The following is a 14,678-nucleotide window of genomic DNA, read 5'->3' on the forward strand; positions in this document are numbered from 1 at the left end:
TTAGAGGGGGCGGCACCCGCGGGCTTTGATGCATATCAAGGGACCCGCGGGACGGGGTGTCGCAGCTTCAGACGACGAGGTCCTTGGCGGGCACCGGCTCGCCGCGCGAAACATGGGCGATGTTGGCGAACATGCGCGAGACGGTGGGGGCGAAATTGTCCGCGGCCATCGCGGCGAGATGCGGCGTGACCACCAGATTGTCGAGCGTCAGCAATTCGCTGTCGGCCGGCAGCGGCTCGATCGCGTAGACGTCCATCGCCGCGCCGGCGATCTCTCGCGCGCGCAGCGCAGTGACCAGCGCCGATTCGTCGACGACGCCGCCCCGCGCGACGTTGATGAGCACAGCCGTCTTCTTCATCCTCGCGAAGGCTTCGCGGCCGATCAGATTGGTGGTCTCGGGCGTCAGCGGGCAGTGCAGCGAGACGATGTCCGCCTGGGTCAGGATCTCGTCCAGGGTGGCATGGCGGACGCCGAGGGTGGCCTCCTCCTCTGCCGTCAGGGGCTGGCGCTTGCTGTAGAGGATGGTGCAGCCGAAGCCCCGGAGCAGCCTGGCGACGTTCTGGCCGATCGCGCCGAAGCCGATGAGGCCGACCGTCTTGCCCGAGAGCATGAAGGTCTCGCCCGGCAGGCTGCCGGTGCTCCAATGCCCCTTCTTCAGTTCGGCGTGGCCGTAGCCGATATAGCGCAGGGCCGAGATCATCAGCCCGAGCGCGAATTCGGCGACGGGAAGCGCGTTGCTGCCCGTCGTCCGGGCGACCTTGATGCCGAGTTCCCGGGCGGTGGCGATGTCGATGTTGTCGTAGCCGACGCCCCATTTGTGCAGCAGCTTCAGCTTCTTGCCGGCGCGCAGGACGTCGCCGGAGACGGCGACCTGGCCGGAGATGGCGTAGTCGGCCTGCGCGATGATCTCCTTCATGTGCTCGTCGCCGCGGGCGGTGCCATGGGTCAGCACGAAGCCCGGCGGCAGCAGGGCGCGCAGCTTCTCGGCGCGCGCCGGCGTGGTCATGTCGAGGAGGCAGATGGTCTCGGTCATCGTCTGGTTCCGTTGTCAGATCGTGAAGCGGGCGCCGGCGCGGGCGAGGCCGCCCGAGACCGCGACGGGCGTACCGTCGGCGCGCCAGCAGGCGGCGCCGGTCAGCGTGCCGTCGGCGTCGAAGCGGATGGCGTTCATGCCGCCGGCGATGCGCGGCATCCGGACGATGCGGTGACCGCGCGCGCGCAGCGCGTCTGCCACCGTCTCGGGAAAGGCCTCTTCCAGTTCGAGCACGCCGCCTTCGGTCCAGATGCGCGGCGCCTCGACCGCCTCCTGCAGGCTCATGCCGTGATCGATCAGGTTGACGATCGCCTGCAGTGCCGAGGGGAAGATGCGCAGCGCCCCGGGCAGGCCGAGCGCGAAGGCGAGCTTGCCCTCCCTCAGCACGATCATCGGCGCCATGGAGGTGAAGACGCGCTTGCCAGGCGCGATCGAGAGCGCGCGGCCGGGATGCGGGTCGAAATTGAACATGTAGTTGTTGGCCAGCATCCCCGTGCCGGGAATCTGGGTGCAGGCGCCGAAGAGGCCGTTGATGGTCTGCGTCGCGGTGACGACATTGCCGTCCGCATCGGCGACCGTGACATGGGTGGTGTCGGCCGATTCACCGCCCGAGAGACCAGCCGTCCAGCTCTTGGCGCGGTCCATCTCGATCAGGGCGCGGCGTTCGTCGGCATAGGCCTTGTCGATCAGCCGGTCGACCGGCACCTCGACGAAGGCGGGATCGGCGGTGGCGACGGCCCGGTCGGCGAAGGCGATCTTCAGCGCCTCGGCCAGGAGATGGATCGCGTCCGGCGAGCCGAAGCCGAGCGCGCCGATGTCGTAGCCCTCGAGAATGTTGAGCATCTGCGCGATGTGCACGCCCGAGGAGGCCGGCGGTGGCGGCCCCAGGATCTCGTGGCCGCGATAGCTGCCGCGGATCGGCTCGCGCGTCTCGACACGATAGGCGGCGAGATCGTCTTGGCCGATCAGCCCGCCATGGGCCGCCATGAAATCGGTCAGGGCGGTGCCGAGCGGGCCGCCATAGAGCGCGGCGGGGCCGGTCTCGGCGATCAGGGTCAGGCTTTTGGCGTAGTCGCTCTGGACCAGCCTCGTGCCAGCAGGCAGGGCCGCACCGTCGCGCAAAAACAGCGCCGAAAGGCCCGGGTCGCGGGACAGATCGGAGACATTGTCGGCGATGCAGTTGGAGAGATAGGGCGTGACCGTGAAACCGCGGCCGGCCAGCGCGATGGCCGGCTGCAGGACGTCGGCGAGCGGCAGCGTGCCGAAGCGGGCGAGGGCCTCGCACCAGCCGGCGAGCGCGCCGGGCACCGCGACGGCCTTGGGGCCGACGACGTTCTCGCGGTCGCGCACGTCGCGCTGCTTGCCGATCTCGTCGGAGAGGCAGTCATACATGTCCGGCGTGGCGCGCCGCGGCGCGGTCGAGAGTCCGTCGAGCACGACATGGCGGCCGTCGGCCATGCGGATATGGGCGAGCCCGCCGCCGAGGATCCCGACCATCATCGGCTCGACCACCGTCAGCGCGAAGAGCGCGGCGACCGCCGCATCGATCGCGTTGCCCCCCGCCAGCAGCATCTGCGTGCCCGCCGCCGAGGCGAGCGGATGATTGGTGACGACCATGCCGCGCGAGCCCGTCGCCGGCCTCTTGTCGCAGGTGAAGGGGGTGATGCGGGGCGCGCGGGCGGTGGCGGTCATGATGGGGCGTTTCCTCAGCCGGCCTGCTGCGCCAGCGCGTCGAGCACCATCTTCGTCGCGCCGGAAATGTCACCCAGCTTCTCGCCCTTGCGGACGCGATCCTGCGTGCGCTCGCCGCGCTCCTGCCGGGCGATGGCGGCGTCGGCGATCGCCTCCGCCTCGTCGCGCGGCAGCACCAGCACGCCGGATTCGTCGGCGAGGATGACGTCGCCGGCCTTGACCGGCACATTGCCGCAGGAGATCGGCAGGTTGAGCGTGCCGCCGAGATTGTAGAGCCGCGTCGTGATCGGGGACATGCCGCGGCACCACATCGGGAAGTCGCTGTCCTGGATCTCGGTCAGGTCCGTGCAGGGGCCGTCGACGATGCCGCCGACCGCGCCGGCCGCCTTGGCCGCGACCGTGACGCCGCCGCCCCAGCAGGCATGCTTGTCGTCGCCGAGCCGGTCGACGACGAGGATGTCGCCGGGCCGCAGCAGGCCGAGCGTGTGGTGCAGCAGCGTCGAATCCTGGCCGGGGATGGCGAGCGTCACCGCTGCGGCGGCGATCCGCTTGGTCCGCAGGAGCGGCTGGATGCCGCGATCCATGAAGCCCCAATGCTGCGAGTGCCCGATGGTCGCGGTCTCGACCTTGAGCAGTTTCGCGACGAGGGCGGCCGGGAGCTGTTCCGGCATCGGGGCGATACGGTAGTCGGGCATGATGGTCTCCTATTTGCCGACGGCGCGGGCGACGCCGACGAGGCGCTCGACCGCGACCACGATGATCAGCGTGGCGATGATGAGGACGACGGAGAGGGCGGCGATCAGCGGGTCGGTCCGGCCCTCGACATAGCGCACCATCTCGACGGGCAGCGTCGATGCGCGCGGGCCGGAGATGAAGAGCGAGATCACCGTCTCGTCGAAGGACAGCAGGAAGGACAGGCAGGCGCAGGCGATCAAACCCGGCGTCGCCAGCGGCAGCGTCACGCGCCGAACGACGCGCCAGGGCGTGGCGCCGAGCGTCGCGGCGGCGGCCTCGATGTCATGAGGCAGGTTCGCGAGCGCCGTGGTCATCATGCGGATGACGAAGGGCACCGTCACCGTCATATGGCCGAGGACGAGCCCCGGCAGCGTCGCCGTCAGCCGCAGCGGCGTGAAGAACAAGAGCAGAGCGAGGCCGGTGATCAGCGTCGGCAGCAGCAGCGGCGCCAGGAAGAAGCCGGTCAGCGCTTCCTTCCCGTGGAACGTGCCCTTGGCCAGGGCCAGCGCCGCGGGCACGCCGATCGCGAGCGACAGCAGCGTGACGACACTGGCGACCTGCAGGCTCAGCCCCAGCGCCGAGAGCAGCGGCGCATGCGCGCTCAGCGCCTCAAACCAGCGCAGGGAATAGCCCGAGGGCGGGAACAGGATGAAGTTGTCGGCCGAGAAGGCGAGCATCACGACGACGATGATCGGCGCCAGGATCAGCGCGTAGACAATGGCCGCGAGGGTGGAGAGGACGGGACCGGCGCCGTTCATCGCCTCAGCCCCCGCGCCAGCAGATTGGAGAGGACGAGCAGCAGCAGGAGCAGGCCAAGCGTATAGATCGCCAGCACGGCCGCGACCGGCCAGTTGGTGTTGGTCGTCGCCTGCTCGAAGATCTCTGTCGCCAGCACGAAGACGCGCCCACCGCCCAGCAGCTTCGGCGTGATGTAGGCCGACATGGAGAGGATGAAGCCGAGTCCCGCGGCGAGCGCGAGCGCGGGCAGGCTGAGCGGCAGCGTCACCCTCCAGAAGGTGCGCCAGGACGAGGCCCCGAGCGAGCGGGCGGCCTCCTCCAGCGTGCGGTCGAGCTGGCCGAAGCCGGCGAGCAGCGCCAGGATCATATAGGGCATGATGCTCTCGGCCAGGCCGATGGTGACGCCGGTCCAGTTGAAGACGAGCCGCAGCGGTGCCGAAATCAGCCCCAGCGATTGCAGCATGCCGTTGACGAGCCCGCGGTCGCCGAGGATGGCGAGCCAGCCGAAGACGCGCACCACGCTCGAGATCAGCATGGGCATGATCGCGACGACGGCGAGCAGGCCGCGGAAGCGGGACTCCGTGCGGAAGAGGAAGAGCGAGAGTGGATAGGACAAAGCGAGCGCGATCGCCGTCGCGCTCAGCGAGAGCTGCAGCGAGTTCAGCGTCAGCTCGAAGGTGAAGCCGTCCGCGAAGGTGTCGGCCGCCGTCTTCAGCGACCAGGCCTCGACCATCGCGCCGGTCGGCCCGACCTCGTTGAAGCCGTTGCGCAGCAGCAGCAGCGTCGGCCAGGCGTAAATCGCCAGGACGAAGAGGCCCGCGGGGACCAGCAGCAGCGGCAGGCGGAGCGCGCCGGTCATGCCGCCTCGCGGGCGAAGGCGAGGCTGTTGTCGGCCGGCCAGACCACGGCGACCTCGTCGCCTTCGGCCGGGAGCGCGGTACCAGAGGGCATCTCGACCGTGAGCTGCCCGCCCTTGCCCTCGACCAGGACCTCGACATGATCGCCGACGAAGACGCTGCGCAGGACGCGGCCTGCGACGCGCAGGCTCGCCTCGCCGATGGCTTCGGACGGCGCGACGAGCCGCATGCGCTGCGGCCGCACGAAGAGATCGAACTCGCCGTGGGGCGGGGCGGCGAGCGGCTGGCGCCCGCCCCAGAGCAGGACCTTGCCGTCGCCGTCACGCGTGGCGGCGAGCGCGTTCATCCTGCCGACGAATTCGGCGACGAAGCGCGTCGTGGGACGCTCGTAGATATCCTCGGCCGTGCCGATCTGGGCGATGCGGCCGCGGTTCATCACGGCGATGCGGTCGCACATCGTCAGTGCCTCGACCTGATCGTGGGTGACGAAGAGGGTGGTGATGCCGAGCGAGCGCTGGATCGAGCGGATCTCGTGGCGCATCGCGTCGCGCAGCTTGGCGTCGAGATTGGACAGGGACTCGTCGAGCAGCAGGACGGTCGGGCGGATCACCAGCGAGCGGGCCAGCGCGACGCGCTGCTGCTGGCCTCCGGAGAGCTCTCGCGGGCGCCGCTCGCCGAGATGGCCGAGCCGGACCATGGCCAGGCCTTCCGCGACCTGCCGGGCGATCTCGGCCCTGGCGACGCCGCGCTCCTCCAGCCCGAAGGCGACGTTGCGAGCGACCGAGAGATGCGGAAACAGCGCGTAGGACTGGAAGACGTAGCCCATGTTGCGCTTGTGCGCCGGAAGCTTCGTGATCTCGGTGCCGTCGACGCTGATCGTGCCGCGGTCGGGCGCGATCAGCCCGGCCAGCATGCGCAGGGTCGTGGTCTTGCCGCAGCCGGAGGGGCCGAGCAGGGCGACGGATTCGCCCTTCGCCACCGACAGCGAGACGTCATCGACCGCGACGGAAGCGCCGTACCGCTTCTGCAGGCCGGCCAGTTCGAGATAGCTCATGATACAGACATTCCGGGCTGTTCCGTCGTGGTCGGGCTTGTCCCGACCATCGAAGTCTTTCTTCAGCGACCGCGGTGTCCAAGACGTTGATGCTCGCCACAAGGGCGAGCATGACGCCGCGTGCACGGCTCACCGTGCGGCCGAAATCACTTCGCGGCGCCAGCGGTTGTTCCACTGATCGCGGACCTTGAGGATGTCGTTCCAGTTCAGCGGAATCATGTTGGCGCGGCTTTCCGGCGCCGCGGCGGTGCGCGCCATCGCCTTGGGGTCGATCTGCGCCTTCGCATTGGTGGGCGCGTAGAACATCCGCTCGGTGAAGGCCTTCTGCGCCGGCTGGGACAGGGCGTGCTTCACGAAGGCGGCGGCGGCCGCGCGGTTCTTCGAGCCGGCTGTGAGATTGATCGTGTTGATCTGGAAGACCGAGCCCTCGGGCGGCAGCAGCGTGCCGAGCTTGCCGTTGGACTGGTCGCCATAGAGCTGCGAGCGGGCGTTCCATCCGGTCGCGACCTTTACCACGCCATTGAGGATCAGCGAGTACCCGTCGGGATTGGGCTCGAAGGTGTTCACCGAGGGGGCGAGTTCCTTGAGCTTCCTCATCGCGGCGTCGATCGACTTGCGATGGTCGCCACCCTCCATCTTCTCGACCATGGCGGTGAGGGCGAGGCCCTGGATGTTCGGCGGGGCCGAGAGCGCGAGCTGGCCCTTCAGATCCGGGCGCCAGAGATCCGCCAGTTTCGTGATGGGGGGCTTCAGGTTCTGGGCGTCGTAGACCAGCACGAGGTGGTCGAAGGTGACCGCCGGGCCGAACTCGCCGCCGGCCGCGCGCGCCTCGGGCGCCAGCTCCTCGAGCACCGGGAATTCCGCCGGGGTCAGCTTCTCGAACAGGCCCTCGATGTTGCCGATGCTCGAGGTCGTCACATCCATGATGACGACGTCGACCTGCGGATCGGCCTTCTGCGCCCGCACCGAGCCGACCATCTGGGCCGAGGTTCCGCCCGGCGCATAAGTCACCTTCACACCAGGATTGGCGGCGAGGAAGGGCTCGACCACGGCCTTGGTGTAGTTGTCCTGGAAGATGCCGCTATAGGACATCAGCGTGATCTGCCCGCTCAGGCCCTGGGCCCGCAGCACGGAGGGCATGGCGATGGTGGCGAGGCCGGTCTGGAGAAGGCGGCGGCGTGTCGGCATGGTAACCTCCCGGGTCAAGGATGAACGGCTAGGCAGGGCGAGCCGCCGCGGCATGGCGCGGCGGCGTCAGGATCAGGCTTCGACCTTGCTGGCGAAATGCGCGATGAAGCGGGCGCAGATGTCGGTCAGCTTCTCGGTCAGCGCGGCGCCGGTCTCGGCGGAGCAGAGGCGTGGATCGCCCTTGGCGACGCCGAGATTGTAGGTCTCGTCATATTCGTTGGGCATCGCGACCTCGTGGCCGTCGAAGCTCGCAAGGCCCAGCCCGGTGAAGGGCAGGTTGAGGACCGGGTCGCGCTTCAGCGGCTTGGCGTCGGGGATCAGATCCTTGCGGATCAGCTCGGGGAAGAGGTGCAGGCCGATCGAGGTCAGCGGGTCGGCACCGTGGCCGGCGACGGCGGCGGCCTTGTCGGCCCCGCCGAGGATGCCCGGCAGCAGGCCGTAGCCGATGCGCCAGAGGTAAAGGCTCGGCAGCACGATGCCGTCTCGCTGATAAAGTTCGCGCGCCACCTCCGAGATCGGCCCGACATTGCCGCCATGGCCGTTGATGACGATGATCCGGGTCAGGCCGTTGCGATGCAGCGAATCCACCATTTCGGCGATCACGGCGGTCAGTGTCGCCTGCGAGATCGCGATGCCACCGGTCATCGGGCCGAACCAGTCGGCCCCGCCGAAGGGCAGGACGGGCGCGACCAGCGTGCGCGTGCCGGCCTTGGTGGCGCGGAGGGCGGCGAGCTCGGCGATCTTCTCGGCCAGCAGATAGTCGCCCATCGGGGCGTGCGGGCCCTGATCCTCATGGCTCCCCATCGGCAGGAGGATGACGGGGTTTTCGGCCAGGATCTCGCGGGCCTCGCCCCCGGTGATCGTGCCCATATGGACGAGGGGGTCGGTCTTGGCAGCCATGGGACTGTGTCCTTGCAGGTTTCGGTGGTGGTTCAACGGCCGGCGGTGCGCGGGTCGAGCGCGTCGCGCAGGCCGTCGCAGAGCAGGTTCATGGCGAGGATGGTGAGCGTCAGCGCCGCGCAGGGCCAGACCAGCAGCAGCGGCGCCTGCTCCATGGTGGCGCGGGCGCCGCGGATCATCAGCCCCCAGGAGGGGGCGGGCGGGACGACGCCGAGACCAAGGAAGGAGAGCCCGCTCTCCAGCACGACGGCGGCGGCGACCGCGAGCGAGAGCTGGACCAGGATCGGCCCGGCGATGTTGGGCAGCACGGTGCGCAGCAAGAGATAGGCGGGCCTCGCGCCGAGCGCGCGCGTCGCCTCGACATAGTCCCGATTCTTGACCGCAACGACCTCGACATGGGTGACGCGGGCGAAGCCCGGCAGATAGAGCACCGAGAGCACGAGGATCAGCGTCGCAGCGCCCGGGCCGAGCAGGGTCACCACCAAAAGAGCCAGAAGGATCGGTGGGAAGCAGAGCACGATGTCCATGCTGCGCACCGAGAGAAAGGCCGCGGCGCCCTTCCCCCAGCCGCCGATCAGGCCGAGCAGCACGCCGATGGCGCCGGCCGTCAGGGCGGAGATGAAGGCCACGCCCAGGCTGGTGCGGGCGCCCCAGAGCAGGCGCGAGAGCACATCCCGTCCGAACTCGTCGCGGCCGAGCCAGGAGCCCGCCATCGGGCCGGCGAGCCGGTTGGCGACGTCCTGGCGGATCGGGTCGGGCAGAGGGAACAGCGGCGCGCAGAGGGCCGCCAGCGCGATCAGGGCGACGAAGCCGCCGGGCAGCCAGAGGCGCTTCAGATGCCGGTTGCCGCTCATGCGTGCGCCACCCGCGGGTCGAGCCAGGCGTGGACGAGTTCGACCAAGAGGTTGAGCAGCAGGAACAGCACCGAGATCGTCAGCACGATGCCGACCACCATGGGATAGTCGCGGCCCTCGACCGCGCGCAGCAGCGGCGTCGACATTCCCGGCCAGTTGAAGACGTATTCGACCAGCACCGTGCCGCCGAGCAGCGTGCCCATCTGCAGGCCGAGCACGGTGACGACCGGGTTCAGCGCGTTGCGTAGGACATGCACGACGATGACGCGGGTGGGCGAGAGGCCCTTGGCGCGGGCGGTGCGGACATAGTCGTTGGCGAGCGCGTCCAGCATCGCCGCGCGCGTCATCCTGAACAGAACGGCGGCCAGCCCCTTGGCGATGGCAATGGCGGGCAGGATCAGCAGCTTCAGATGCTGCACCGGGTCCTGCGCGAAGGGCACGAAGCCACCGGCGGGCATGATTCGCAGCGTCTGCGCGAAGAGCAGCACGAGCAGCGTGCCCAGCACGAAGACCGGCACGGCCAGCAGCAGCGCAGTGACGCCAGAAGCGGCGCGGTCGAAGGCGCCACCGCGATCGAGCGCGGCGAAGACGCCCGCCGGCACGCCGATCAGGATGGCGATGACGCTGCCGGCCGCGATCAGCTCCAGCGTGCGCGGCAGACGCAGCGCGATCTCGCTGATCACCGGATAGTCGTCGATGAGAGAGGTGCCGAGATCGCCGCGCAGCAGCCCACTGATGAAGGCGGCGTATTGCACGAAGAGCGGCCGCTCGAGACCCAGCTTCTCGCGCAGTTCGGCGACGGAGGCCGGGTCGGGCGAGACGCCGCCCGTCGAGAGCAGGAGCTCGGCGGGGTCGCCGGGCACCATGTGCAGCGCCAGGAAGACGATCGTCGCGACGAGCCAGGCTAGCCCTGCGACGACCGTCAGCTTGCGCGCCAGCCAGGTCGCGCTCATCCGAAATAGGTCTCTTCGAGCATGTTGCCGGAGGAGTTGGACAGCGCGCCGGGCAGGTTGGTGAAGCCCATCACGCCCTTGTCCATGCCGTATCCCTGCGAGCGCCAGGCGAGGCCGACGAGCGGCACCTCCTCGAGCGCTGCCCGCTGCATCTCCTTGTAGATCTCGACGCGCTTGGCCTGGTCGAACTCGGCGCGGCCCTTGGCGAGGGCGGCGATGGTGCGCGGGGCGTCGACGCGGAAGGAGCGGCCATGGCTCGGCGAGAGCGAGGTGTCGAGAACGACCGTCAGCCCGTCGGGGTCGTTATTGTCCGAGGAGACGCCGTGGATCGCCATGTCGTACTGGCCCTTCGAGCCGCGGGCCACGCGGGTCGACCAGTCGGGCAACTGCAGTTCGCACTGGATGCCGATGGCAGCGAGATGCTGCTGGACGATCTCGGCGGTGTCCTTGTGCATGCCGAACTGCGCCGTCGCGAGCAGTGTGGTCTGGAAGCCGTTGCCGAATCCGGCCTCGGTTAGCAACGCCTTGGCGCGGGCGGGGTCGTAGTTCCAGCCATGCGCGAGGTCCTTGTCCCACCAGGGCGTGCCCTCGACGATCGGCAGCCCCTCGAGCGGCTTGCCGCGGCCGAAGAAGGCAACCTTGACGATGTCCTCGCGTCGCACCGCATGGGCGACGGCGCGGCGCACGCGCGGATCGTTGAAAGGCGGCTTGGTGCCGTTGAAGAGCACGTCCATGAACGGCCCCTGCTGGGTGTCGAGCTTGAGGCGCGGATCGGCCTCGACCGCCGCCATCGACTGCCAGGGGACGTATTCGATCATGTCGACATCGCCCGATTGCAGGGCGGCGAAACGCAGGTTCTCGTCGGCATAGACGACGAATTTGATGCCCTTCAGCTTTGGGATGCCGGGCTTGTAGAATTTGTCGAAGGCCGCGATCTCGACCGAGGAGCCGCGCTCCTGGCCGACCAGCCGGAAGGGGCCGGCGCCGATCGGCTCGGCCGGCGTCGATTTCCGCGAGAGGATGAAGGTGTTGTAGTTGCCGAACCAGTTCGGCAGCGTCGCCAGGGGTGTCTTGGTGACCAGGCGGATCGTGCCCGGGTCGGGGATCTCGATGCGCTCGACGCTCTGGAACTGGCTGCGCATATAGGCGGTCGATTTCTCGCTGGCGATCTGCTCGATCGACCACTTGACGTCCTCTGCAGTGACCGGATCGCCATTGTGGAAGACGCAGCCGGGCCTGAGCTTGAAGACCCAGGCGCCGTCGCCGTCGCGCGACCAGGAGGTCGCCAGTTCGCCGCGCAGCTCACCATTGGGGCCGTAGGAGACCAGGCTGCGGTGGATCAGCATCTTGACCGTGCCGGCCGAGGCGCCGGTCGAGACCCAGGGCTGGAGATTGGGCGGGTAGGCTGAGAGGCCATAGCGGAGGATGCCGGCCGCGCGCTGCGCGCTGGCCGGGCGGGTGAGCAGCGGCAGGCTCGCGAAAGGCGCGGCCAGCCCGGCGGCCAGCATCGTGCGGCGTGAGATCGTCATCGGCTTTCTCCTCGCTGTGGTCGTCATCGCCGCGCGCCTTGTGGCGTCTGTCCGGCAGCCCTCGTCTGGCAAGAAGAGCGCCATCGGGCGCGCGACGCCAGTCCGGCAACGCATGTCGGCCATGCGTCATGTATACGTGGGGGATTTTTGATGTCTGGCCGCGAAGCGCCTAGAGTTGCCGCATCGACATGCCCGGACGAGGGACGCCCGACTTTGAACATGATGACGCCGCCCCAGGAGCAAGATGCGGAGAGCCGGCCGGCTCGCGAGCGGGTCTATGCGCATGTCCGCGAGCAGATCCTGCGCGGCGTCTATGCCGGAGGCTCCTTCGTCGAGGAGGAGGCGATCTCCTCCGTGATGGGCGTGTCGCGGACGCCGGTCCGCGAGGCGTTCCACCGGCTCGAGGCGGAGCGTTTCATCGACCTGCTGCCGCGCCGGGGCGCGCTGGTGAGGCAGGTCACGGCGCAGGAACTGGCCGATCTCTACGAGACGCGCCGCATGATCGAGGGCTATGCGGTCGCCCGGATCTGCAGGGAGAGGATCGTGCTGCCCGAGAGGATGGAGGCGATCCTCGATCGGCTCGACGCGATCGCCGGCAGCGACCATTTCGCCCGTGTCGAACTCAACCGCGAGTTCCATTTCGGGATGGTGCAGGCGCTCGGCAACGAGGTGCTGTCGGAACTCTACCAGTCGCTGGGGGCACGGCAGCAGCGCGTCGCGATGCGGGCGCTGGCGGTGGATCCAGGTCGGATCGAGCGAATCCGCGTCGAGCACCGCGACTTCATCGCGGCGCTGCGGGCCTTCGACGAGGGGCGGGCGCGCGCCGTCCTCGACGAGCATCTTCGGCCCGTGACCGGGGTGGTGTCGCGCCTGCCGGGCTATGGCCCGCCAGGCGCGAGCGATGCGGGCGCCTGATCGCGTTCAGACCGGGATCAACTGCATCGGCGCCGGGTAATAGCGGAAGCCTTCGCCCGCCTTGGCGAGGTTGCCGAAGCCCGGCCAGGCGAAGTGATAGGACATCACCGGCGTTTTCTCCTGCGCCAGCATCGTCAGGAGCCGAACGCGCGACTGCACCGCCTGCTTGGGGTCGCTGTCATAGGCGAACTCCAGCCGCGGGTTCTCGGTCAGCAGCACGGCGTGGTGGGTCAGGTCGCCGAGGAAGACGAAGGATTTTCCGGCCGAGGCGACCTTGAAGATGTGGTGGCCAGCGGTGTGGCCGGGCGCCGCGATCGCCTGCACGCCGGGCAGGAATTCCTGCTGGTCCTTGAAGAAGACGATGCGGTCGCGCACCGGCATCAGATTGGCGCGGGCATGCTCGACAAATGCCTTGAGCGGCGAGCCGAGCTTGCCCTCGTCGGTCCAGAAATCGAAGTCGATCTGGCTGATATGGATGCGGGCGTTGGGAAAGAGCGGCTTGCCGTCGGCGCTGCAGATGCCGCCGATATGGTCGATATGGGCATGGCTGACGACGATGTCGTCGATGTCGGCGGGCTTGATGCCGGCTTCCTGCATGCTCTTGGCGAGACGACCCGTCGTCGGACCGAACATCTTCGAGAAGCCCATGCCGGTGTCGAACATGACGAGCCGGTCGCCGAAATTCACGATCGGGATGTTCTGCTCGAGGACGACATTGTCCTTGGGCAGGAAGCTGCTCTCCAGCATGCCGTAGACGGTGTCCTTGGGCACGCCGAGGAAGCTCGTGCCGGGGTCGCCGAGCGGCAGCGGCCCGTCTGAGACGACGGTGACCTCGGCTGTGCCGAGCATGAAGCGGTAGAAATAGGCGGGCTGCGTCTTCGACAGCGGCGCCTTGGCCGCCGCCGGGCCGATCAATGGCAGGCTTCCACCGGTGGCGGCGAGGGCGGCGGCTGCGCCCAGGAAGCCGCGGCGGCTCGCCGACGGCAGACGGAACGGGTCGTTCGACATGGCATGTCCTCCTGATGGCGGTGGGGGCCGGCTTTGCGGCCTGTGCTCTTGGGTGTGCACGAGGGAGGCGGTCGCCACGCCCTCGGCTCCGGGCACGACGATGCACCTGCGTCGGGGGCCGGGCCAATACCGGTTCGCTCTAGCGGCCATAAGGCAAAGCTGGTGGGAGGGGCGGGCATCGCTGGTCACGGCCGCCCTGCGCCGTTATGCAGGCATGCGGCTCGCCGCAGGCCTTGAGGAGACCCAGACGGCGATGGATCTACGGCAGCTCCGCTATTTCGCGGCCATCGTCGAGCAGGGCTCGTTCTCGAAGGCCGCCACCAAGCTGCGCGTGGCGCAGCCGGCGCTGAGCCAGCATCTGCGCCATATGGAGGACGAACTCGGCGTGGCGCTGCTGCATCGCGGCACGCGCGGCGTGCTGCCGACGGAGGCCGGCGAGCGGCTGCTGGCCCGGGCGCACATCATCCTGGCCGAATTCGGGGCGCTGCGCGAGGCCGTGCGTGGCGAGGCCGAACTGCCGGGCGGCGAGGTCCGGATCGGCCTTCCGGGAACGGTCAGCGAGCAGTTCAGCGTGCCGCTGATCCAGGCGGCGCGCGAGCGCTATCCGGCGATCCGCATCCGAATCGCCGAGGCGATGAGCGGCTTTGTGCTCGACTGGCTGCGCCGCGGCGAGGTCGATCTGGCGATGATCTACTCAACCTCCGATCCCAAGGGGCTCGGCATCCACCATGTCCTGACCGAGGAGCTCTGCCTGTTCTGCGCCCCGGGAGTGGCGGGTGCGCCGGCGCCGGCGGGGCAGGCGGTGGCGATGGCCGATGCGGCAGCGCTCGACCTGATCCTGCCCGGCATCGGGCATGGTCTGCGCGACCAGATCGACGAGGCGGCGGCCTCGGCCGGGGCGACCATCCAGCCGGCGATCGAGATCGAATCCTACAGCCAGATCAAGCGGCTGGTGGAGCAGGGCTTCGGCTACAGCATCCTGCCGCGGATGGCGGTGGCGGCGCAGGAGAAGGCTGGGCTGTTCCGGTCCTGGCCGCTCGAGCGCCCGACGCTCTACCGCAAGGTCTACCTCGCCTATTCGACCGAGCGGCCGATGCCGGCGGCGGCGCGCGCGATCGGCCAGCTCTCCTGGGAGATCCTGCGCGGCCTCGTCACCGACGAAACCTGGACGGCGACGCTGGGACAGGATGGCGGGCCGCCGACACTGTATAGCTGAGGCTGG

General features: G+C 69.0%; 14 protein-coding genes. 2 read left to right on the plus strand and 12 right to left on the minus strand.

Annotated features, from left to right (window positions below):
• Positions 1-67: 67 nt before the first annotated feature.
• The 11 genes from SJY11_RS08765 to SJY11_RS08815 all read right to left on the minus strand — a co-directional run bounded on the left by SJY11_RS08765 (position 68) and on the right by SJY11_RS08815 (position 11,533).
• The gene (locus SJY11_RS08765) at positions 68-1,033 is read right to left on the minus strand and encodes a 2-hydroxyacid dehydrogenase (RefSeq protein WP_376986209.1); all 966 of its coding nucleotides are present in this window, start codon (positions 1,031-1,033) and stop codon (positions 68-70) included.
• Between the two features lie 15 nt (positions 1,034-1,048).
• Positions 1,049-2,725, minus strand: a complete 1,677-nt coding sequence (gene ggt / locus SJY11_RS08770; protein ID WP_376986210.1) for a gamma-glutamyltransferase — start codon at positions 2,723-2,725, stop codon at positions 1,049-1,051.
• 14 nt (positions 2,726-2,739) lie between these two features.
• The gene (locus tag SJY11_RS08775; protein WP_376986211.1) at positions 2,740-3,420 is read right to left on the minus strand and encodes an RraA family protein; all 681 of its coding nucleotides are present in this window, start codon (positions 3,418-3,420) and stop codon (positions 2,740-2,742) included.
• A 9-nt stretch (positions 3,421-3,429) separates the two neighbouring features.
• Positions 3,430-4,218 carry an ABC transporter permease gene (locus SJY11_RS08780; protein WP_376986212.1) on the minus strand — a complete coding sequence of 263 codons (789 nt, stop codon included), beginning with the start codon at positions 4,216-4,218 and terminating at the stop codon, positions 3,430-3,432.
• The gene (locus tag SJY11_RS08785; protein ID WP_376986213.1) at positions 4,215-5,057 is read right to left on the minus strand and encodes an ABC transporter permease; all 843 of its coding nucleotides are present in this window, start codon (positions 5,055-5,057) and stop codon (positions 4,215-4,217) included. The genes SJY11_RS08780 and SJY11_RS08785 overlap by 4 nt, the downstream gene beginning before the upstream one ends.
• On the minus strand, positions 5,054-6,109 hold the full coding sequence (locus SJY11_RS08790; protein WP_376986214.1) for an ABC transporter ATP-binding protein: 1,056 nt from the start codon (positions 6,107-6,109) through the stop codon (positions 5,054-5,056). Before SJY11_RS08790 ends, SJY11_RS08785 begins: the two co-directional genes overlap by 4 nt.
• A gap of 129 nt (positions 6,110-6,238) precedes the next feature.
• On the minus strand, positions 6,239-7,297 hold the full coding sequence (locus SJY11_RS08795; RefSeq protein WP_376986216.1) for an extracellular solute-binding protein: 1,059 nt from the start codon (positions 7,295-7,297) through the stop codon (positions 6,239-6,241).
• Positions 7,298-7,369: 72 nt separating this feature from the next.
• Entirely contained in the window at positions 7,370-8,197 is an 828-nt protein-coding gene (locus SJY11_RS08800) for a creatininase family protein (protein WP_376986217.1), read from the minus strand.
• 32 nt (positions 8,198-8,229) lie between these two features.
• On the minus strand, positions 8,230-9,051 hold the full coding sequence (locus SJY11_RS08805; protein WP_376986219.1) for an ABC transporter permease: 822 nt from the start codon (positions 9,049-9,051) through the stop codon (positions 8,230-8,232).
• Entirely contained in the window at positions 9,048-10,004 is a 957-nt protein-coding gene (locus tag SJY11_RS08810; RefSeq protein ID WP_376986220.1) for an ABC transporter permease, read from the minus strand. The genes SJY11_RS08805 and SJY11_RS08810 overlap by 4 nt, the downstream gene beginning before the upstream one ends.
• Positions 10,001-11,533: an ABC transporter substrate-binding protein gene (locus SJY11_RS08815; protein WP_376986221.1), complete on the minus strand. Its 1,533-nt coding sequence runs from the start codon at positions 11,531-11,533 to the stop codon at positions 10,001-10,003. Before SJY11_RS08815 ends, SJY11_RS08810 begins: the two co-directional genes overlap by 4 nt.
• Positions 11,534-11,752: 219 nt before the next feature.
• Here SJY11_RS08815 and SJY11_RS08820 point away from each other — a divergent pair, with 219 nt between their 5' ends.
• Positions 11,753-12,448: a GntR family transcriptional regulator gene (locus SJY11_RS08820; RefSeq protein WP_376986222.1), complete on the plus strand. Its 696-nt coding sequence runs from the start codon at positions 11,753-11,755 to the stop codon at positions 12,446-12,448.
• Between the two features lie 6 nt (positions 12,449-12,454).
• Here the strand turns inward: SJY11_RS08820 and SJY11_RS08825 are convergent, their stop codons facing one another.
• Positions 12,455-13,456 carry an MBL fold metallo-hydrolase gene (locus SJY11_RS08825; protein WP_376986223.1) on the minus strand — a complete coding sequence of 334 codons (1,002 nt, stop codon included), beginning with the start codon at positions 13,454-13,456 and terminating at the stop codon, positions 12,455-12,457.
• Positions 13,457-13,709: 253 nt separating this feature from the next.
• Between SJY11_RS08825 and SJY11_RS08830 the strand changes: the two genes are divergently transcribed.
• A complete protein-coding gene (locus SJY11_RS08830) occupies positions 13,710-14,672 on the plus strand; it encodes a LysR family transcriptional regulator (RefSeq protein ID WP_376986224.1) in 963 nt (320 codons plus the stop codon).
• Positions 14,673-14,678: the final 6 nt, after the last annotated feature.

The organism is Allobosea sp. R86505, from assembly GCF_042466375.1.
Taxonomy (GTDB): Bacteria; Pseudomonadota; Alphaproteobacteria; order Rhizobiales; family Beijerinckiaceae; genus Allobosea.

Excerpts from the sequence above, each read along its gene's own strand:
- SJY11_RS08765 (WP_376986209.1), bottom strand. The coding sequence starts at position 1,033 with ATGACCGAGACCATCTGCCTCCTCGACATGACCACGCCGGCGCGCGCC.
- ggt (WP_376986210.1), bottom strand. The coding sequence starts at position 2,725 with ATGACCGCCACCGCCCGCGCGCCCCGCATCACCCCCTTCACCTGCGAC.
- SJY11_RS08775 (WP_376986211.1), bottom strand. The coding sequence starts at position 3,420 with ATGCCCGACTACCGTATCGCCCCGATGCCGGAACAGCTCCCGGCCGCC.
- SJY11_RS08780 (WP_376986212.1), bottom strand. The coding sequence starts at position 4,218 with ATGAACGGCGCCGGTCCCGTCCTCTCCACCCTCGCGGCCATTGTCTAC.
- SJY11_RS08785 (WP_376986213.1), bottom strand. The coding sequence starts at position 5,057 with ATGACCGGCGCGCTCCGCCTGCCGCTGCTGCTGGTCCCCGCGGGCCTC.
- SJY11_RS08790 (WP_376986214.1), bottom strand. The coding sequence starts at position 6,109 with ATGAGCTATCTCGAACTGGCCGGCCTGCAGAAGCGGTACGGCGCTTCC.
- SJY11_RS08795 (WP_376986216.1), bottom strand. The coding sequence starts at position 7,297 with ATGCCGACACGCCGCCGCCTTCTCCAGACCGGCCTCGCCACCATCGCC.
- SJY11_RS08800 (WP_376986217.1), bottom strand. The coding sequence starts at position 8,197 with ATGGCTGCCAAGACCGACCCCCTCGTCCATATGGGCACGATCACCGGG.
- SJY11_RS08805 (WP_376986219.1), bottom strand. The coding sequence starts at position 9,051 with ATGAGCGGCAACCGGCATCTGAAGCGCCTCTGGCTGCCCGGCGGCTTC.
- SJY11_RS08810 (WP_376986220.1), bottom strand. The coding sequence starts at position 10,004 with ATGAGCGCGACCTGGCTGGCGCGCAAGCTGACGGTCGTCGCAGGGCTA.
- SJY11_RS08815 (WP_376986221.1), bottom strand. The coding sequence starts at position 11,533 with ATGACGATCTCACGCCGCACGATGCTGGCCGCCGGGCTGGCCGCGCCT.
- SJY11_RS08820 (WP_376986222.1), top strand. The coding sequence starts at position 11,753 with ATGATGACGCCGCCCCAGGAGCAAGATGCGGAGAGCCGGCCGGCTCGC.
- SJY11_RS08825 (WP_376986223.1), bottom strand. The coding sequence starts at position 13,456 with ATGTCGAACGACCCGTTCCGTCTGCCGTCGGCGAGCCGCCGCGGCTTC.
- SJY11_RS08830 (WP_376986224.1), top strand. The coding sequence starts at position 13,710 with ATGGATCTACGGCAGCTCCGCTATTTCGCGGCCATCGTCGAGCAGGGC.